Raw genomic sequence first — 15,457 nt, 5'->3', positions numbered from 1 at the left:
CAGAAGTGAAACGCCGTAGCGCCGATGGTAGTGTGGGGTCTCCCCATGCGAGAGTAGGGAACTGCCAGGCATCAAATAAAAGCGAAAGGCCCGGTCGAAAGACCGGGCCTTTTGTTTTATCTGTGGTCTGTCGGTGAGCGCTCTCCTGAGGAGGACAAATCCGCCGGGAGCGGATTTGAACGTTGCGCAGCAACGGCCCGGAGGGTGGCGGGCAGGACGCCCGCCATAAACTGCCAGGCATCAAATAAAGTGAAAAAGCCCATCCTGATGGATGGGCTTTTTTGCGTGTGTGCGGGGTAAAAAAACGCCGGATGCGGTGTGCGCCAGCAGTTATCCGGATACGGCTACCCGTGTACGAGGTTGAGTAACGGGTACGCTCGTCCGAGATCGTCCACTTCCGTCCGTCCCGTCACAGTAAATCCCATCTTCTTATAGAATCCAACTGCCTGCTCATTCTGTTCATTAACGTTGGTCGTTAGCGTTGAAACCATTGATAAAGCATGTTCAATCAGCAGTTTACCAACGCCACTACCACGCACATCCGGATCGACAAACAACGCATCCATATGCTGATCGGTCAAAAGCATAAAGGCGACAGGCTCATCTTGTTCTGTCACTGCAACCCATAGCGGAGCTTCTGGTAAAAATGAACTTACCAGCTCTTCCAGCTCAATCCGATAATCCGCAGAGAGGAAATGGTGCGTCGCATCGACAGAACGACACCAGATAGATATGAGCTTATCGCCTTCGTCCTTACGCGAACGACGAATGGTAAAGGGCATGGCATTCTCCTTTTATCTTTACTGCACTATTCTACAGCAAGGGCCGTGAAACTTTCTCAACTTGAGGATGCAGGCTCGACATTCGCATGATTCCTGGGTATCTTCAGCTATCTGGATGTCTAAACGTTTAAGCGTATGTAGTGAGGTTATCAGGTTATGCCAATTCGCGTGCAGGACGAGCTACCCGCCGTCAATTTCTTGCGTGAGGAAAACGTCTTTGTGATGACGACATCCCGCGCTTCCGGTCAGGAAATTCGACCACTGAAGGTGCTCATCCTCAACCTGATGCCCAAGAAGATTGAAACGGAAAACCAGTTCCTGCGCTTACTGTCTAACTCACCGCTACAGGTAGATGTTCAGCTATTGCGCATCGATGCTCGCGAGTCACGTAACACCCCTACGGAGCATCTGAATAACTTTTACTGTAATTTCGAGGATATCTGCGATCAGAACTTTGACGGACTGATCGTGACCGGCGCGCCGTTGGGTCTGGTCGAATTTAATGACGTGGCTTACTGGCCGCAGATTCAACAAGTGCTTGAATGGGCGAAAGATCACGTTACCTCAACGCTATTTGTTTGTTGGGCGGTGCAGGCCGCGCTGAATATCCTGTACGGAATTCCTAAGCAAACCCGTACGGACAAACTCTCAGGCGTCTATGAGCACCATATTCTGCATCCTCATGCGCTGCTGACGCGTGGATTCGATGATGCGTTCCTGGCTCCGCATTCGCGCTATGCCGATTTTCCTGCTGCGCTTATTCGCGACTACACCGATCTCGAGATTTTTGCTGAAACCGAAGAGGGAGATGCCTACCTGTTTGCCAGCAAAGATAAACGAATTGCCTTTGTGACGGGCCATCCGGAATATGATGCCCATACGCTCGGCAGTGAGTATTTTCGTGACGTCGAAGCGGGCCTAACGCCGGAAGTGCCCTATAACTACTTCCCGAAAGATGACCCGCAAAACAAACCGCGGGCAACCTGGCGTAGCCACGGTAATCTGTTGTTTACCAACTGGCTCAACTATTACGTCTACCAGATCACGCCATATGATCTGCGTCACATGAATCCAACGCTGGATTAATCTTCTGTAGCAGACGATCCTTAAGCGTTTCAGCATATTGAATCAGGCACCTTCGGGTGCCTTTTTTATTTCCGAAACGCACCTCACAGTGTAATTAAATTTTATTTATATTGTTATCAATAGGTTAATTGATAATTAAATTAAAAATGGAAATTGTTTTTGATTTTGATTTTGAAATGAGTAGTCTTAGTTGTGCTGAACGAAAAGCGCACAACGATCCTTCGTTCGCATTGGGGATGTGTTTGGATCAATGACGAGGAACTACGCAATGAATCAACAGGCAACGACAACCGATGAACTGGTCTTCACCAGGCCGCGTGGCGAACAGGAGCAACAAATTCTGACCGCTGAAGCAGTAGAGTTTCTGACTGAACTGGTGACAAGATTTACGCCAAAACGCAATAAACTTCTGGCTGCACGTATTCAGCAGCAGCAGGATATTGATGACGGTAAGTTGCCTGATTTTATTTCGGAAACAGCTTCCATTCGTGAGGGTGACTGGAAGATTCGTGGTATTCCTGATGATTTACTGGATCGCCGCGTAGAGATAACCGGACCCGTTGAGCGCAAGATGGTTATCAACGCGCTGAACGCGAACGTCAAAGTCTTTATGGCTGACTTCGAAGATTCGCTGGCTCCTGAGTGGAACAAAGTTATCGACGGGCAGATAAACCTGCGCGATGCGGTCAATGGCACCATTAGCTATACCAATGAAGCGGGTAAAATTTACCAGCTCAAACCTAATCCGGCTCTGTTGGTATGCCGCGTTCGTGGTCTGCATCTGCCGGAAAAACACGTCACCTGGCGTGGCGAATCCATCCCGGGCAGCCTGTTCGATTTTGCCCTCTATTTCTTCCACAATTACAAAACGTTGCTGGCAAAAGGCAGCGGCCCTTACTTCTACCTGCCAAAAACGCAGGCCTGGCAAGAAGCAGCATGGTGGAGCGAAGTGTTCAGCTATGCAGAAGATCGCTTTAATCTGCCACGCGGCACCATCAAAGCGACTCTGCTGATTGAAACGCTGCCGGCCGTCTTCCAGATGGACGAAATTCTGCACGCCCTGCGTGACCATATTGTCGGTCTGAACTGCGGTCGCTGGGACTACATTTTCAGCTATATCAAAACGCTGAAGAACCATCCGGATCGCGTGCTGCCGGACCGTCAGGTGGTGACGATGGATAAGCCATTCCTCAGCGCCTATTCGCGTCTGCTGATTAAAACCTGTCATAAACGTGGCGCATTCGCGATGGGCGGCATGGCAGCTTTCATTCCCAGCAAAGATGCGGAACGTAACAACCAGGTTCTGACCAAGGTAAAAGCGGACAAAGCGCTGGAAGCAAATAACGGTCATGACGGCACATGGATTGCTCATCCGGGGCTGGCAGATACCGCTATGGCGGTGTTCAACGACGTACTCGGTGAAAACAAAAATCAGCTGTTCGTGACCCGTGAAGAAGATGCCCCGATTACCGCAGAGCAACTGTTGGCGCCTTGTGAAGGTGAGCGTACTGAAGAAGGCATGCGCGCCAACATTCGTGTTGCGGTGCAGTACATCGAAGCGTGGATCTCCGGTAACGGCTGCGTACCGATTTACGGTCTGATGGAAGATGCTGCCACTGCCGAAATCTCCCGTACCTCCATCTGGCAATGGATCCACCACCAGAAGACGCTCAGCAACGGCAAGCCGGTTACCAAACCGCTGTTCCGTCAGATGCTGGCCGAAGAGATGCTGGTGATTCAGGACGAGCTGGGCGAACACCGCTACAGCAGCGGGCGTTTTGACGATGCCGCGCGCCTGATGGAGCAAATCACTACCTCTGATGAATTGATCGATTTCTTGACCCTGCCAGGCTACCGCCTGCTGGCGTAATCCACCACATAACAATATGGAGCATCTGCACATGAAAACCCGTACTCAACAAATCGAAGAATTACAGAAAGAATGGACTCAACCGCGCTGGGAAGGCATCACCCGTCCATATAGCGCGGAGGAAGTGGTGAAATTACGTGGCTCGGTCAACCCGGAATGCACGCTGGCTCAGCTTGGCGCGGCGAAAATGTGGCGTCTGCTGCACGGCGAATCGAAGAAAGGTTATATCAACAGCCTCGGCGCGCTGACTGGCGGTCAGGCGCTGCAGCAGGCGAAAGCCGGTATTGAAGCGGTCTACCTTTCAGGCTGGCAGGTGGCGGCAGATGCCAACCTGGCATCCAGCATGTACCCGGACCAATCGCTGTATCCGGCGAACTCCGTCCCGGCAGTGGTGGATCGGATCAACAACACATTCCGTCGCGCCGATCAGATCCAATGGTCAACCGGTATTGAACCGAACGATCCGCGCTATGTGGATTACTTCCTGCCGATCATTGCCGATGCGGAAGCGGGTTTTGGCGGCGTACTGAACGCGTTTGAACTGATGAAATCGATGATTGAGGCTGGTGCAGCGGCCGTTCACTTCGAAGATCAGCTCGCATCGGTAAAAAAATGTGGTCACATGGGCGGCAAAGTTCTGGTGCCGACTCAGGAAGCTATCCAGAAACTGGTGGCCGCCCGTCTGGCAGCCGACGTCATGGGTGTTCCGACGCTGGTTATTGCGCGTACTGATGCTGACGCAGCCGATCTGATAACGTCTGACTGCGACCCATACGACAGCGAGTTCATCACCGGCGAACGTACCAACGAAGGGTTCTACCGTACGCATGCGGGTATTGAGCAGGCGATCAGCCGTGGTCTGGCCTATGCACCTTATGCGGATCTGGTGTGGTGTGAAACCTCCACGCCGGATCTCGAACTGGCGAAGCGCTTTGCCGATGCGATTCACGCGAAATTCCCCGGCAAACTGCTGGCCTACAACTGTTCGCCGTCATTTAACTGGCAGAAAAACCTGGACGACAAAACTATTGCCAGCTTCCAGCAGCAACTGTCGGATATGGGTTACAAATACCAGTTCATTACCCTGGCGGGCATCCACAGCATGTGGTTCAACATGTTCGACCTCGCACACTCCTATGCGCAGGGTGAAGGCATGCGCCACTATGTTGAGAAGGTTCAGCAGCCAGAATTTGCGGCGGCTAAAGACGGTTACACCTTCGTGTCCCATCAGCAGGAAGTGGGTACAGGCTACTTCGACAAAGTCACTACTATCATTCAGGGCGGCGCTTCCTCGGTGACCGCGCTGACCGGCTCGACCGAAGAATCGCAGTTTTGATTAATGCCCGGTGGCGCTGTGCTTACCGGGCCTACGAAGGGATGTAGGCCGGATAAGCGAACGCGCCATCCGGCATGACGTTGTGCCGGATGGGAGAAGTCGATGACGCGTGGCCTGGAATTACTGATTGCTCAGACGATTTTGCAAGGTTTCGACGCCCAGTACGGGCGTTTTCTGGAAGTCACCTCCGGCGCGCAGCAGCGTTTTGAACATGCCGACTGGCATGCGGTTCAGCAGGCGATGAAAAGCCGTATTCACCTTTATGATCATCACGTAGGTCTGGTGGTGGAGCAGTTGCGCTGCATTACAGACGGCAAAAGTACCGACGCGGATTTTTTACTTCGCGTGAAAGAGCATTACACCCGGCTACTGCCGGATTACCCGCGCTTCGAGATTGCGGAGAGCTTTTTTAACTCCGTTTACTGTCGGTTATTTGACCACCGCTCGCTGACTCCCGAGCGGCTGTTTATTTTCAGTTCTCAGCCAGAGCGTCGTTTCCGCACGATCCCACGCCCGTTGGCGAAAGACTTTTTTCCTGATACCGGCTGGGAGTGGCTGCTAACTCGCGTCCTTAGCGATCTTCCTCTACGTCTTCCATGGCAGAATAAACATCGTGATATCCACTACATCATCGAGCACCTGACCGAAACCTTGGGAGCGGATGTGTTGGCAGGCTGCCATTTACAGGTGGCGAATGAACTGTTTTATCGTAACAAGGCCGCCTGGCTGGTCGGGAAGCTGATTACCCCTTCCGGGACGCTGCCGTTTTTACTGCCAATCCACCGGACAGACGAAGGTGAGTTGTTTGTCGATACCTGCCTGACCACGACGGCGGAGGCGAGCATTGTGTTTGGCTTCGCCCGCTCCTACTTTATGGTGTATGCCCCGCTGCCCGCGGCACTGGTGGAGTGGTTGCGCGAGATCCTGCCCGGTAAAACCACCGCTGAATTGTATATGGCGATTGGCTGTCAGAAGCATGCAAAAACGGAAAGTTATCGAGAGTATCTGCTCTACCTGGCCAACTGTGATGAGCAGTTTATTGAAGCGCCGGGGATCCGCGGTATGGTGATGCTGGTGTTTACCCTGCCGGGCTTTGACCGGGTGTTTAAAATCATTAAAGACAAATTTGCGCCGCAAAAAGAGATGTCTGCCGCCCACGTCCGCGCCTGTTATCAACTGGTCAAAGAGCACGATCGTGTGGGGCGGATGGCTGACACCCAGGAGTTCGAGAATTTTGTGCTGGATAAACGGCAAATCGATCCGGCGCTGATGGCGCTGTTATTGCAGGAAGCCCCGGAAAAAATTACCGATCTTGGCGATCAGATTGTCATTCGCCATCTGTATATCGAACGACGGATGGTGCCGCTGAATATCTGGCTGGAGCAAGTCGAAGGTCAACAACTGCGCGATGCCATTGAAGAGTACGGCAACGCGATTCGTCAGCTGGCCGCCGCCAATATTTTCCCCGGCGATATGCTGTTTAAGAACTTCGGCGTCACCCGTCACGGGCGCGTGGTGTTCTACGATTACGATGAAATCTGCTACATGACGGAGGTTAATTTCCGTCATATCCCGCCGCCACGCTACCCGGAAGATGAGATGAGCGCTGAGCCGTGGTACAGCGTATCGCCTGGAGATGTCTTCCCGGAAGAGTTTCGCCACTGGCTATGTGCCGACCCGCGTATCGGGCCGCTATTTGAAGAGATGCACGCTGACTTGTTCAGCGCCGACTACTGGCGGGGTTTGCAAACGCGGATTAAAAACGGGCATGTGGAAGATGTTTACGCCTACCGACGCAAACAGCGTTTCAGCGTGCGTTATGAAACCGACCGTAGGCCGGGTAAGGCGTAACCGCCACCCGGCAACCCCATCTTAGCGAAATCCGCCGTACGCCAGCGTCACTTCTTTCGCTGCTTTGATTGCCATTGCGCCAAACTCGGTCACACGGTCATCGGTAATGCGTGAGATTGGCCCGGAAATGGAAATCGCGGCGAACGGCTCGCGGTGCTCGTCATAAATGCACGACGCCACGCAGCGCAGGCCCAGCGCATGTTCCTCATCATCAAAGGAATAGCCGCGCTTGCGCGTCTGAGCCAAATCCTCTTTCAGATGCACTGGCGACACCAGCGTGGCGTGGGTATAAGCGTGTAGTCCTTTGCGGTGCAGCAGCCCTGTCACCTGTTCTTCGCTCAGTTGGGATAAAAACGCCTTACCCGCGCCGGAAGCATGCATCGGCAGTTTGCCGCCGATAGGCGCGGACATGCGCATCAGTTGGGTGCACTGCACCTGGTCGATAATAATGGCCTGATGATCGCTTTGATCCAGCACGGCGAGGTTGACCGTCTCACCGGAGTCTTCCATCAGCTTGCGCAGGATCGGATGCACAATCGCCAGCAGATTACGACTTTGCAAAAAGCTGCTGCCGACGATAAACGCATGTGCGCCCACGGCCCAATGCCCTAATTCACCGACCTGACGAACAAATCCCTGCTGCTGCATGGTGGTCAATAATCGGTGAGTCGTGGAGTTTGGCAGGCCGGCCTGCTGCGCCAGCTCGGTCAGCGCCACGCTGCCGTTGGATTCCGCAATCCACTCCAGTAGCTTCAGGCCGCGCGTCAGGGACTGAACCTGCCCGGTTGCGGGCGCAGTAGTAGCGGCGGGTTTTCTACCGCGTTTCGCGGGAACGGGGGCAACCATGGCAGACTCCTTTTCTGTATCGTGGAAATCATTTTCGTTTTATTCAATTATAATGCAAGAATTCCTGTACTGATCGGATGAGTGAAGCTGAACATGTCTCATGTTGGCCGTTGTTCTCTTTTCCGCCTCTCAGGTTTGTGCCAGTATGGCCTGTTGAGTTTTTTTCGGTCTGGTTGAGCGTTGTCGGGAGCGAGTGTGAGCAGCAAAGTAGAACAATTACGTCAGCAGTTAAATGAACGTATTCTGGTGCTGGACGGCGGTATGGGCACCATGATCCAGGGATATCGTCTGAGCGAAGAGGATTTCCGCGGCGAACGCTTTGCCGAATGGCCGTGCGATCTGAAAGGCAACAACGACCTGTTGGTGCTCAGCAAACCGGAGGTGATCGCCGCGATTCACAACGCCTACTTCGAGGCGGGCGCGGACATCATCGAAACCAACACCTTTAACTCCACGACTATCGCCATGGCGGATTACCAGATGGAATCCCTGTCGGCGGAAATCAACTTTGCGGCAGCCAAACTGGCGCGCGCGGCGGCAGATGAATGGACGGCACGCACGCCGAACAAACCGCGCTACGTCGCGGGCGTGCTTGGCCCAACCAACCGTACGGCGTCTATCTCGCCCGACGTCAACGACCCGGCTTACCGCAATATTACCTTTGATCAGCTGGTGGCCGCCTACCGCGAATCCACCAAAGCGCTGGTGGAAGGCGGCAGTGACCTGATCCTGATTGAAACCGTTTTCGATACCCTCAACGCCAAAGCCGCTATTTTCGCGGTTAAAACTGAATTCGAAGCGCTGGGCGTTGAGCTGCCGATTATGCTCTCCGGCACCATCACCGACGCTTCCGGGCGTACGCTCTCCGGCCAGACCACCGAAGCATTCTACAACTCCCTGCGCCACGCCGATGCGCTGACTTTTGGTCTGAACTGTGCCTTAGGCCCGGACGAACTGCGCCAGTACGTGCAGGAACTGTCGCGTATTGCCGAATGCTACGTTACCGCACACCCGAACGCCGGGCTGCCGAACGCCTTTGGTGAGTACGATCTCGATGCCGACACCATGGCGGCGCAAATCCGCGAATGGGCCGAGGCAGGCTTCCTGAATATTGTTGGCGGCTGCTGCGGCACCACGCCGGAACACATCGCCGCCATGAGTCGCGCAGTGGACGGACTGCCGCCACGCCGCTTGCCGGAAATCCCGGTTGCCTGCCGCCTTTCCGGCCTTGAGCCGCTGAACATCGGCGACGACAGCCTGTTTGTGAACGTCGGCGAGCGTACCAACGTTACCGGTTCGGCGAAGTTTAAACGCCTGATCAAAGAAGAGAAATACAGCGAAGCGCTGGATGTTGCCCGTCAGCAGGTGGAAAGCGGCGCGCAGATCATCGATATCAACATGGATGAGGGGATGCTCGACGCCGAAGCGGCGATGGTTCGTTTCCTCAACTTGATTGCCGGTGAACCGGATATCGCCCGCGTGCCGATTATGATCGACTCCTCGAAATGGGAAGTAATCGAAAAAGGGCTGAAGTGCATTCAGGGTAAAGGCATCGTTAACTCCATCTCGATGAAAGAGGGGGTTGAGACCTTTATCCATCACGCGAAGCTGCTGCGTCGCTACGGTGCTGCAGTGGTGGTGATGGCCTTTGACGAGCAGGGCCAGGCCGACACCCGCGCGCGTAAAATTGAGATCTGCCGTCGGGCGTACAAGATTCTTACCGAAGAGGTGGGCTTCCCGCCGGAAGATATTATCTTTGACCCGAACATCTTTGCGGTGGCGACCGGCATTGAGGAACACAACAACTATGCGCAGGACTTTATCGGGGCCTGTGAAGACATCAAACGCGAACTGCCGCACGCGCTGATCTCCGGCGGCGTTTCTAACGTTTCATTCTCGTTCCGTGGCAACGACCCAGTACGTGAAGCCATTCACGCAGTATTCCTCTACTACGCCATTCGCAACGGTATGGACATGGGGATCGTCAACGCCGGACAACTGGCAATTTACGACGACCTGCCCGCCGAGCTGCGCGATGCAGTTGAGGACGTGATCCTCAACCGCCGTGACGATGGCACCGAACGACTGCTGGAGCTTGCTGAGAAGTATCGCGGCAGTAAAACCGACGACACGGCGAATGCCCAGATGGCGGAGTGGCGCAGTTGGGACGTGAAAAAGCGCCTCGAATACTCGCTGGTGAAAGGCATAACCGAGTTTATTGAGCTGGATACCGAAGAAGCTCGCCAGCAGGCCGCGCGCCCGATCGAGGTTATTGAAGGACCGCTGATGGACGGCATGAACGTGGTTGGCGACCTGTTCGGCGAGGGCAAAATGTTCCTGCCGCAGGTGGTGAAATCCGCCCGCGTGATGAAGCAGGCGGTGGCGTACCTTGAACCGTACATTGAGGCCAGCAAAGAGAAAGGTTCCAGCAACGGCAAAATGGTCATCGCAACCGTGAAGGGCGATGTGCACGATATTGGTAAAAATATCGTCGGCGTGGTGCTGCAATGTAACAACTACGAAATCGTCGATCTTGGCGTGATGGTGCCCGCGGAGAAAATCCTCAGAACGGCGCGTGAAGTGAATGCCGATCTGATTGGCCTTTCCGGGCTGATTACCCCATCGCTGGACGAAATGGTCAACGTGGCGAAAGAGATGGAGCGTCAGGGCTTCACTATTCCGCTGCTGATTGGCGGCGCCACCACCTCGAAAGCGCACACCGCGGTGAAAATTGAGCAGAACTACAGCGGCCCGACGGTGTACGTGCAGAACGCCTCGCGTACCGTTGGCGTCGTCGCTGCGCTGCTCTCTGACACCCAGCGTGATGACTTTGTCGCCCGTACGCGTAAAGAGTATGAAACCGTGCGTATCCAGCATGCGCGTAAGAAACCGCGTACTCCGCCCGTAACGTTACAGGCTGCCCGCGACAACGATCTGGCCTTTGACTGGGAAAACTACACCCCGCCGGTGGCGCACCGTCTGGGCGTACAGGAAGTGGAAGCCAGCATCGAAACCCTGCGCAACTACATCGACTGGACGCCGTTCTTTATGACCTGGTCGTTGGCCGGGAAATATCCTCGCATCCTCGAAGATGAAGTAGTGGGCGAAGAGGCGAAGCGACTGTTCAAAGATGCCAACGACATGCTGGATAAACTCAGCGCTGAGAAGACGCTGAATCCGCGCGGTGTGGTGGGTTTATTCCCGGCCAACCGCGTGGGTGACGACATCGAGATTTACCGTGACGAGACGCGTACGCACGTCATCAACGTGAGTCATCACCTGCGCCAGCAGACGGAAAAAGTCGGTTTCGCCAACTACTGCTTGTCTGATTTTGTTGCGCCGAAACTGAGCGGTAAAGCGGACTACATCGGTGCTTTTGCTGTCACTGGTGGTCTGGAAGAAGATGCGCTGGCGGACGCCTTCGAAGCCCAGCATGACGACTACAACAAGATCATGGTGAAAGCGATCGCTGACCGTCTGGCGGAAGCGTTCGCAGAATATCTGCATGAGCGCGTACGTAAAGTCTACTGGGGCTATGCGGCGAATGAGAATCTCAGTAACGAGGAGCTGATCCGCGAAAACTACCAGGGGATTCGCCCGGCACCGGGCTATCCGGCGTGTCCGGAACACACCGAAAAAGCCACCATTTGGGAACTGCTGGACGTGGAGGCGCATACCGGGATGAAGCTCACCGAATCCTTCGCCATGTGGCCAGGTGCGTCGGTTTCCGGCTGGTATTTCAGTCATCCGGACAGCAAGTACTACGCCGTGGCGCAAATTCAGCGCGATCAGGTTGAAGATTACGCCTTGCGTAAAGGCATGAGCGTGGCGGAAGTCGAACGTTGGTTAGCACCTAATCTGGGTTACGACGCTGACTGATTCACAAAACTGTCATCTTTATTTACAACAAACAGGGCACTCAATGAGTGCCCTGTCTCTTTATTACGTTTAAACCCTTATACTGAAAGAAGGTTCGCGAGCGCTGTTTGCCGGATGGCGGCGTAAACGCCTTATCCGGCCTACAAGGGACATTCTGTAGGCCTGATAAGCGCAGCGCCATCAGGCACGCTATCTGCGCCGAGCCCAGGAACATATAACGATAAGGAGTACCTGATTCCGTGTTAACTCTGTTACACCTGCTTTCTGCCGTCGCGATGCTGGTTTGGGGTACGCATATTGTGCGTACCGGCGTGATGCGCGTCTTCGGCGCCCGCTTGCGTACCGTGCTCAGCCGTAGCGTTGAAAAGAAGCCGCTCGCCTTTTGTGCAGGTATCGGCGTGACGGCGCTGGTGCAAAGTAGCAACGCCACCACCATGCTGGTGACCTCGTTTGTTGCACAAGATCTCGTGGCGCTCACCCCTGCACTGGTGATTGTGCTTGGTGCCGACGTGGGGACCGCGCTGATGGCGCGTATCCTGACCTTCGATCTCTCCTGGCTGTCGCCACTGCTGATTTTTATCGGCGTGATCTTCTTTCTCGGCCGTAAGCAGTCCCGCGTGGGGCAACTGGGGCGGGTTGGTATTGGTCTGGGGTTGATTTTACTGGCGCTGGAGCTGATTGTGCAGGCAGTAACGCCGATCACTCAGGCTAATGGCGTACAGGTTATTTTCGCCTCGCTCACCGGCGATATCATGCTCGATGCGCTGATTGGCGCCATGTTTGCGATTATCAGTTACTCCAGCCTGGCGGCGGTACTGTTGACGGCAACGCTGACCGCGGCGGGCATTATCTCGTTCCCGGTAGCGTTGTGTCTGGTGATTGGTGCCAACCTCGGCTCTGGTCTGTTGGCGATGCTCAACAACAGTGCTGCGAATGCCGCCGCTCGTCGTGTGGCGCTCGGTAGCCTGCTGTTTAAGCTGGTGGGCAGCCTGATTATTCTGCCGTTTGTTCATCCGCTGGCCAATCTGATGGATGAACTGCCGCTGCCGAAATCTGAACTGGTTATCTACTTCCACGTCTTCTACAACCTGGTGCGCTGCGTGGCGATGGTGCCGTTCGCCGAACCGATGGCGCGTTTTTGTAAACGCATCATCCGCGATGAGCCGGAGCTGGATGCGCATCTGAAGCCCAAGCATCTGGACGTCAGTGCGCTCGATACGCCAACACTTGCGCTGGCGAATGCCGCCCGCGAAGCCCTGCGTATTGGCGACGCCATGGAACAGATGATGGAAGGGCTGAAGAAGGTGATGCACGGCGAACCGCGCGAAGAGAAAGAGCTGCGCAGGATGGCGGACGACATCAACGTGCTGTACACGGCAATTAAGCTCTACCTGGCACGAATGCCAAAGGATGAACTGGCGGAAGAGGAATCACGCCGTTGGGCGGAGATTATCGAAATGTCGCTCAACCTCGAACAGGCTTCCGATATCGTTGAACGTATGGGCAGCGAGATTGCGGATAAGTCACTGGCTGCGCGTCGGGCATTTTCTCTGGAAGGTCTGAAGGAGCTGGATGCGCTTTACGATCTGCTGCTCAGTAATCTGCAGCTGGCGATGTCGGTGTTCTTCTCCGGCGACGTGACCAGCGCCCGCCGTCTGCGCCGCAGCAAGCACCGCTTTCGCATTCTTAACCGTCGTTATTCGCATGCACACGTCGACCGTCTGCATCAGCAGAACGTGCAAAGCATCGAGACCAGTTCCCTGCACCTGGCGCTGTTGGGCGATATGCAGCGTCTGAACTCGCTGTTTTGCTCCGTGGCCTACAGCGTGCTGGAACAGCCGGATGAAGACGATGAGCGGGATGATTATTGAGTGAGGTGAAGCGGTAGGCCGGATAAGGCATTTATGCCGCCATCCGGCATCAGACAACAAATTAACTAAAAGCAGTGACCCGCCTCAACGGCAACCGCCTCTTCACCCGCTTTAAAGATATACGTGGTGTTCGGGCCGCCGAGCACGGACTTACCGTTACTCACCTTGATCCAGTTACCTTCCGGCAAGCCAATCACCGTCAGCTCCGGTGCCACAACCAGCAGTTCGCGGATACGCTGTTCACGCGTTTCGCCTTTGTGGCCTTCCGGCAGCGCGTTGGTGAAATGTGGGTTAATCTGCAGCGGGAACAGACCCAGCGCATCAAAGCCTTTGGGATCGACAATCGGCATGTCGTTGGTGGTGCGGATGGTCTGGCAGGCAAGGTTGGAACCCGCGCTCCAGCCGATGTACAGCGCACCGCGTTTGACGACATCCACGATCGGCGCCAGCAACCCGCGCTCACGACTCTCTTTCAGCAACTGGAAGGTATTACCCCCGCCGACAATCACCAGCTCGGCGTTTTCAATGGCAGCAATCGGATCGGCAACGGTATGAATGCCCGTAACATTGACGCCCATTGGCGCAAAGATGGCTGCCGTTTTCGCCGTGTACTCATCCCAGGTTTGCGTCACGCCGGCGAACGGAATAAACACCGCCGTGCGGCGACCATTCAGTTGCTCTGCGATCAGCGGCAGCGCATGTTCCATCCAGCCTTTGCCCGGCAGCGTCGAGTTACTCAATAAAAGCAGTTCCATCATTTCTCCATGTAATCAGAAAATTACAAACCGCGGTCATGCTACCACTATCAGTCTAACGCCTCACTGATATGGCTCACGATGTTGGAAGTGAGGTTCTGGAAAGCGCCTCGCAGACTGGCGTTTTATTTCGACTGAAAGGGCGATTGTTGATTTATTCTTCTGGTGGGTAATGGCGTTTTATACCTAAATGGATATAATTAAGGAGAAAGGATGACGAAACCACTTTACTGGGTTGGGCAGGCCAGAAAAGACTTGCTTGCAATGCCAGAACACGTTCGGGATACGTTTGGGTTTGCTTTTTGGCTTGCGCAGCAGGGTAAACAGCATTCACAGACTAAACCATTAAAAGGATTTGGTGGAGCAGGGGTTCTGGAGGTCGTTGAGGATTACCACGGTAGCGCCTGGCGGGCGGTTTACACCATCCAGTTGAAAAATGCGGTTTATGTTCTCCATGTTTTTCAGAAGAAATCCGTTTCCGGGAAGGCAACCCCGAAACCTGAAATTGACCTGATTTATCAGCGGCTCAAGGCTGCACAGCGCCATGCGCAGGAGAGTGGATATGTCATATGAAGTGGAAGCCAGTAGCGGTAATGTTTACGTCGATTTAGGTGCGTATGACGCAGAACAGATGCAGTTGAAAGCGCAACTGGCAATGGTGATTGGTGAGATTTTGCAACGCAAAGGGTTAACGCAGCAGCAGGCCGCGCAGCTACTGGGAATGACGCAGCCTAAACTTTCCAACCTGTTACGCGGTCAGTTTCGAGGTATCAGTGAAGCAAAGATGCTCGAATGCCTGGTGAGACTGGGCCGTGATGTAGAGATTGTTGTCGGGAAAGAGGGCAATATGTCAGGAAAGCTGAAAGTGAAATTTGGCTGATATCCAACTTTAAACCTTAACCGTCAATCCAATACCGAGCGCCTTCATCACTGCCAGCGTGGTTTTCAGCGTCGGGTTTCCTTTCTCACTAAACGAGCGGTAGAGTTGTTCTTCAGAAAACGATACATCATTCTGATCGCTAGACTTCGATCCCTTTCTGCTTCAGCTCTTTTCTAATCACACGTTTAATCCAGGCTGCCAACGATTCATCGCCATCCTGCCGCTGTGCTTCTTCCATCGCTTTGCGCAGTTCCGGATCCAGACGGAATTGAAACGGGGGATTGCCTCTTCTTTCGTTCAT

General features: G+C 54.3%; 12 protein-coding genes and 1 pseudogene. 8 read left to right on the top strand and 5 right to left on the bottom strand.

The features are described 5' to 3' along the window. Positions 1 to 344 precede the first annotated feature (344 nt). Positions 345 to 782: an acetyltransferase gene (locus tag OGV89_RS00700; RefSeq protein ID WP_003841433.1), complete on the bottom strand. Its 438-nt coding sequence runs from the start codon at positions 780 to 782 to the stop codon at positions 345 to 347. Positions 783 to 938: 156 nt separating this feature from the next. On the opposite strand from OGV89_RS00700, the gene metA reads away from it, so the two are divergent. The 4 genes from metA to aceK all read left to right on the top strand — a co-directional run bounded on the left by metA (position 939) and on the right by aceK (position 6,925). After that, positions 939 to 1,868, top strand: a complete 930-nt coding sequence (gene metA, locus OGV89_RS00695) for a homoserine O-acetyltransferase MetA (protein ID WP_003841431.1) — start codon at positions 939 to 941, stop codon at positions 1,866 to 1,868. A 268-nt stretch (positions 1,869 to 2,136) separates the two neighbouring features. After that, positions 2,137 to 3,738, top strand: a complete 1,602-nt coding sequence (aceB, locus tag OGV89_RS00690; RefSeq protein ID WP_003844674.1) for a malate synthase A — start codon at positions 2,137 to 2,139, stop codon at positions 3,736 to 3,738. A 31-nt stretch (positions 3,739 to 3,769) separates the two neighbouring features. Beyond that, a complete protein-coding gene (gene aceA / locus OGV89_RS00685; RefSeq protein ID WP_162648244.1) occupies positions 3,770 to 5,074 on the top strand; it encodes an isocitrate lyase in 1,305 nt (434 codons plus the stop codon). 102 nt (positions 5,075 to 5,176) lie between these two features. Beyond that, entirely contained in the window at positions 5,177 to 6,925 is a 1,749-nt protein-coding gene (gene aceK / locus OGV89_RS00680; protein ID WP_032938236.1) for a bifunctional isocitrate dehydrogenase kinase/phosphatase, read from the top strand. Between the two features lie 21 nt (positions 6,926 to 6,946). Here the strand turns inward: aceK and iclR are convergent, their stop codons facing one another. Then, positions 6,947 to 7,771, bottom strand: a complete 825-nt coding sequence (gene iclR / locus OGV89_RS00675) for a glyoxylate bypass operon transcriptional repressor IclR (RefSeq protein WP_003844677.1) — start codon at positions 7,769 to 7,771, stop codon at positions 6,947 to 6,949. A 195-nt stretch (positions 7,772 to 7,966) separates the two neighbouring features. On the opposite strand from iclR, the gene metH reads away from it, so the two are divergent. Together metH and OGV89_RS00665 are read left to right on the top strand one after the other, a co-directional pair. Next, the gene (gene metH / locus OGV89_RS00670; protein WP_286557992.1) at positions 7,967 to 11,650 is read left to right on the top strand and encodes a methionine synthase; all 3,684 of its coding nucleotides are present in this window, start codon (positions 7,967 to 7,969) and stop codon (positions 11,648 to 11,650) included. A gap of 239 nt (positions 11,651 to 11,889) precedes the next feature. Then, positions 11,890 to 13,521 (top strand): Na/Pi cotransporter family protein, encoded by a 1,632-nt coding sequence (locus tag OGV89_RS00665; protein WP_200003394.1) that lies wholly within the window; start codon positions 11,890 to 11,892, stop codon positions 13,519 to 13,521. Positions 13,522 to 13,586: 65 nt separating this feature from the next. On the opposite strand, the gene pepE is transcribed toward OGV89_RS00665, so the two are convergent. Continuing rightward, positions 13,587 to 14,276, bottom strand: a complete 690-nt coding sequence (pepE, locus tag OGV89_RS00660; protein ID WP_003841421.1) for a dipeptidase PepE — start codon at positions 14,274 to 14,276, stop codon at positions 13,587 to 13,589. A gap of 213 nt (positions 14,277 to 14,489) precedes the next feature. Here pepE and OGV89_RS00655 point away from each other — a divergent pair, with 213 nt between their 5' ends. Both OGV89_RS00655 and OGV89_RS00650 read left to right on the top strand, forming a co-directional pair. After that, positions 14,490 to 14,849 (top strand): type II toxin-antitoxin system RelE/ParE family toxin, encoded by a 360-nt coding sequence (locus OGV89_RS00655; protein WP_134214823.1) that lies wholly within the window; start codon positions 14,490 to 14,492, stop codon positions 14,847 to 14,849. Next, entirely contained in the window at positions 14,839 to 15,156 is a 318-nt protein-coding gene (locus tag OGV89_RS00650) for a helix-turn-helix domain-containing protein (RefSeq protein ID WP_134214821.1), read from the top strand. Before OGV89_RS00655 ends, OGV89_RS00650 begins: the two co-directional genes overlap by 11 nt. 9 nt (positions 15,157 to 15,165) lie before the next feature. Here OGV89_RS00650 and OGV89_RS22950 read toward each other — a convergent pair. Both OGV89_RS22950 and OGV89_RS00645 read right to left on the bottom strand, forming a co-directional pair. Beyond that, positions 15,166 to 15,273 (bottom strand): annotated as a pseudogene (locus tag OGV89_RS22950) (helix-turn-helix domain-containing protein); the annotation flags it as partial. Between the two features lie 22 nt (positions 15,274 to 15,295). Further along, positions 15,296 to 15,457: a phage protein gene (locus tag OGV89_RS00645; RefSeq protein ID WP_003841416.1), complete on the bottom strand. Its 162-nt coding sequence runs from the start codon at positions 15,455 to 15,457 to the stop codon at positions 15,296 to 15,298.

Origin of the sequence: Citrobacter sp. Cf125 (genome assembly GCF_030333935.1) — a bacterium.
In the GTDB taxonomy this organism is placed as follows: Bacteria; Pseudomonadota; Gammaproteobacteria; order Enterobacterales; family Enterobacteriaceae; genus Citrobacter; species Citrobacter freundii.
Note: the sequence above shows the minus strand (reverse complement) of the source record. Positions and strands in the feature narration are given on the sequence as shown.

Coding starts and splice junctions, on each gene's coding strand:
- pepE (WP_003841421.1), bottom strand. CDS start 14,276: ATGGAACTGCTTTTATTGAGTAACTCGACGCTGCCGGGCAAAGGCTGG.
- metA (WP_003841431.1), top strand. CDS start 939: ATGCCAATTCGCGTGCAGGACGAGCTACCCGCCGTCAATTTCTTGCGT.
- OGV89_RS00650 (WP_134214821.1), top strand. CDS start 14,839: ATGTCATATGAAGTGGAAGCCAGTAGCGGTAATGTTTACGTCGATTTA.
- iclR (WP_003844677.1), bottom strand. CDS start 7,771: ATGGTTGCCCCCGTTCCCGCGAAACGCGGTAGAAAACCCGCCGCTACT.
- aceA (WP_162648244.1), top strand. CDS start 3,770: ATGAAAACCCGTACTCAACAAATCGAAGAATTACAGAAAGAATGGACT.
- aceK (WP_032938236.1), top strand. CDS start 5,177: ATGACGCGTGGCCTGGAATTACTGATTGCTCAGACGATTTTGCAAGGT.
- OGV89_RS00655 (WP_134214823.1), top strand. CDS start 14,490: ATGACGAAACCACTTTACTGGGTTGGGCAGGCCAGAAAAGACTTGCTT.
- OGV89_RS00645 (WP_003841416.1), bottom strand. CDS start 15,457: ATGAACGAAAGAAGAGGCAATCCCCCGTTTCAATTCCGTCTGGATCCG.
- OGV89_RS00700 (WP_003841433.1), bottom strand. CDS start 782: ATGCCCTTTACCATTCGTCGTTCGCGTAAGGACGAAGGCGATAAGCTC.
- aceB (WP_003844674.1), top strand. CDS start 2,137: ATGAATCAACAGGCAACGACAACCGATGAACTGGTCTTCACCAGGCCG.